Raw genomic sequence first — 2,599 nt, 5'->3', positions numbered from 1 at the left:
TCGACAGGCCGGGCTGGAACTGGATGGGGTTCATGGCCATGGCGTCATTCTCCATCTGTAAGCTATACATATACATATGTACAGTATAGCGCTCGCCGCCATAAAGGAAAGCCGGGCTGACGATCGTTGCTAATCAGGAAAAATCATACTTTTTTGGTACATTCCTTTGACATATCATTGCAGATCTTTGCATTTCTATCCTGTTGACCGCGTTTTCACACCGTCAACACCGGGCAATTGCGCCCAGTTAACAGGAGAATACCATCATGAAACTCGATACACTCAAGCACGGTTTCGACCTCACCTCCATGCCTGCCGACTCACTCGCCGACTACTGGAACCCGGAAGTGACCGAGGCGCTGAAGCAACAGAATTGGGCACAAACCGATATTCGGGAGAAAATCGACCTGACCGCCTGGCAGGGGTTCACCGCCGACCTTCCGCGGGACCCCTATGTCAACCAGCGGTGGAAGCGGATGTCCTGGCTCGCCCTGAATGACCAGGGGGATGTCGAGGCCATGGGCCAATGCCCCATGGCCCAGGGGGGTGCCTTCAACGACGCGGAGAGCATGGCCGACCGCCTGCGTTACTACGATCCGCTGACTCGGGAATTCATGGCACGCCCGGATGTGAAGGCCTTCGTTCGGGCCTGGGCAAGGCTGTGGAATATCGCTGCGCGTGAACCCATCCTGATGCAGATCACCGGGGTTCGCGGAGAGGGCAGCATCGATCCCCTCCAAGGACAGGGGATTCATGCCGATGGCTGCAAGGCCCTGAGCATCCTGGTCCTCAATCGGGAAAACGTGGAAGGTGCCGAAAATCACCTCTACGGTGACAAGGCTGGCACGCAATCCCTGGTCGATATCACCATGGATCCGGGTGATATTCTTCACCTGCGCGACGACAGGCTCTTCCACAGCGTCGACGGGATCGAGCAGCTCGACAGCGAGGCTCCCTTCGAGCGGTTCATCATCATCATCAACAGCCGCTTCGTGGACGACTTCCAGAATCGGATGTTGCGTCGCCACTTCCCGGAGGCAGTGCTCAATGAGACCCGTTGAAGCTGTAAACACACCTAAAACCTAGCGAAGCAAACGCCCCCGGATATCCGGGGGCGTCTTGGTAGTATCGGGCAGCTTTCAGGGAGTCATCGTCAAGAAGATTACTGACGGACGCCCTCGAAGGTGACATGCAGTTCCAGTTCATGCATCACTTCCGGAAAGTCGCTCATATCGATGCCGAAATCGCCCATGGTCAGCATGGTGCTGCCCTCGAAGCCGGCACGATATCCCCCCCAGGGATCCTCGCCTTCTCCCACCAGCGTCACCGGCATCTCGATTTCGCGGGTCTCGCCCTTGAGTGTCAGGTCCCCCGTCAAGATACCTTCGTCATCGCCGTTCGGCTCGAAGCCTGTTGAGGTGAAGGTCGCCGTCTGATATTTGTCTGCCTCGAGAAAATCCTCACTGAGGAAATGCTTGTCACGCTCGGCATGATTGGTGTTCAGGCTACTCACCTGGACGTCAAACTCGACACTGGACGACTCGATGTTTTCGGGGTCATAACTGAATTGACCGCTGAATTCCTCGAATTGACCGATGATGTAGGAATAGCCGAGGTGATTGACCTTGAACTGGATGAAGGCATGCTGACCCTCGGTATCCACGACATAATCGTCGGCCTGTGCCTGAGCCATGGGTACCAGGGCACAGGCAGTCAACGCAGTAGCAACAGCCGTTTTCTTGAACATCTTTAACGCTCCTTTCAAGATAACTTTTTAAATAACGCTCTCTTACGCTCAATTCGTCATCAATCGTCTATTCAGCGACGAGACACTCTCGGATCGAGCATGCGAACCAGAGTGTCATTACGATCGATGACATGGTGCTTGAGAGCCGCCAGGGTGTGGCCGGCCGCCAGGATCATCAACGTCAGGCTGGCGTACCAGTGAATGTCACCGGCGATACTCGCCTGGTTGGGAAGACCGCTGAGCATGGCCGGTACCTCGAACCAGCCGAAGACACTGATACCATCGCCCTTGGCCGTGGAGATCAGGTAGCCGCTCGTCATCACCAGTAACATCATTGCATAGAGGGCAATGTGCCCCAGGTGTGCGGCGAGACGCTCCAGGCGATGCCCCGGTGCCACGGGCGTCGACTGGGAAAGGCTCCATGACAACCGCAGAAGGGTCGCGAACAGCAACAGCATCCCCACCGAGCGATGCCACCAAGGGCCCAGGTTGTACCAGTTGTCGTAGTACCCCAGACCGGTCATCCACCAACCAAGTATGAAGAGGCCGATGATGGCCAGGGCGCTCAGCCAGTGAAAGGCGATACTGATGACGCCCCAGCCGGAGCGGGTATTGCGCCACATGTCAGGGCTCCTCGATGAAGGTCTGGCGACGAAGAACACCATACCCTACCGTGCGCAGGGCATCCGCTGAAAAAAGCCGAACCTATCATTCAAAAAAGCTGGGGAATGGCGATCAAAGGACATCCAGGCCTCGAGCGAGATCGAGGCGAATGTCATCGAGGGATTCAAGCCCCACCGCCACTCGGATCAACCCCTCGGTGATGCCGGCAGACGCCTTCTGATCATCGGA

At 56.5% G+C, this 2,599-nt stretch carries 4 protein-coding genes; 1 reads left to right on the top strand and 3 read right to left on the bottom strand.

Features of this window, described 5'->3' with window-relative positions:
- Nucleotides 1–266 precede the first annotated feature (266 nt).
- Nucleotides 267–1,061, top strand: coding sequence for a 2OG-Fe dioxygenase family protein (locus tag ACESMD_RS00455; RefSeq protein ID WP_372609334.1), 795 nt, complete (start codon nt 267–269; stop codon nt 1,059–1,061).
- Nucleotides 1,062–1,162: 101 nt separating this feature from the next.
- Here ACESMD_RS00455 and ACESMD_RS00450 read toward each other — a convergent pair whose 3' ends face one another.
- The 3 genes from ACESMD_RS00450 to ACESMD_RS00440 all read right to left on the bottom strand — a co-directional run.
- Nucleotides 1,163–1,747 carry a YceI family protein gene (locus tag ACESMD_RS00450; RefSeq protein ID WP_372609333.1) on the bottom strand — a complete coding sequence of 195 codons (585 nt, stop codon included), beginning with the start codon at nt 1,745–1,747 and terminating at the stop codon, nt 1,163–1,165.
- Between the two features lie 71 nt (nt 1,748–1,818).
- Nucleotides 1,819–2,370 (bottom strand): cytochrome b, encoded by a 552-nt coding sequence (locus tag ACESMD_RS00445; protein WP_372609332.1) that lies wholly within the window; start codon nt 2,368–2,370, stop codon nt 1,819–1,821.
- Between the two features lie 112 nt (nt 2,371–2,482).
- Nucleotides 2,483–2,599: PLP-dependent transferase (locus ACESMD_RS00440; RefSeq protein ID WP_372609335.1), on the bottom strand; the 117-nt coding region annotated here is incomplete at its 5' end.

The organism is Halomonas sp., from assembly GCF_041689495.1.
Classification (GTDB): domain Bacteria; phylum Pseudomonadota; class Gammaproteobacteria; order Pseudomonadales; family Halomonadaceae; genus Halomonas.
The sequence above is the reverse complement of the archived record's forward strand: the minus strand, read 5'-3'. Positions and strand labels throughout refer to the sequence as shown.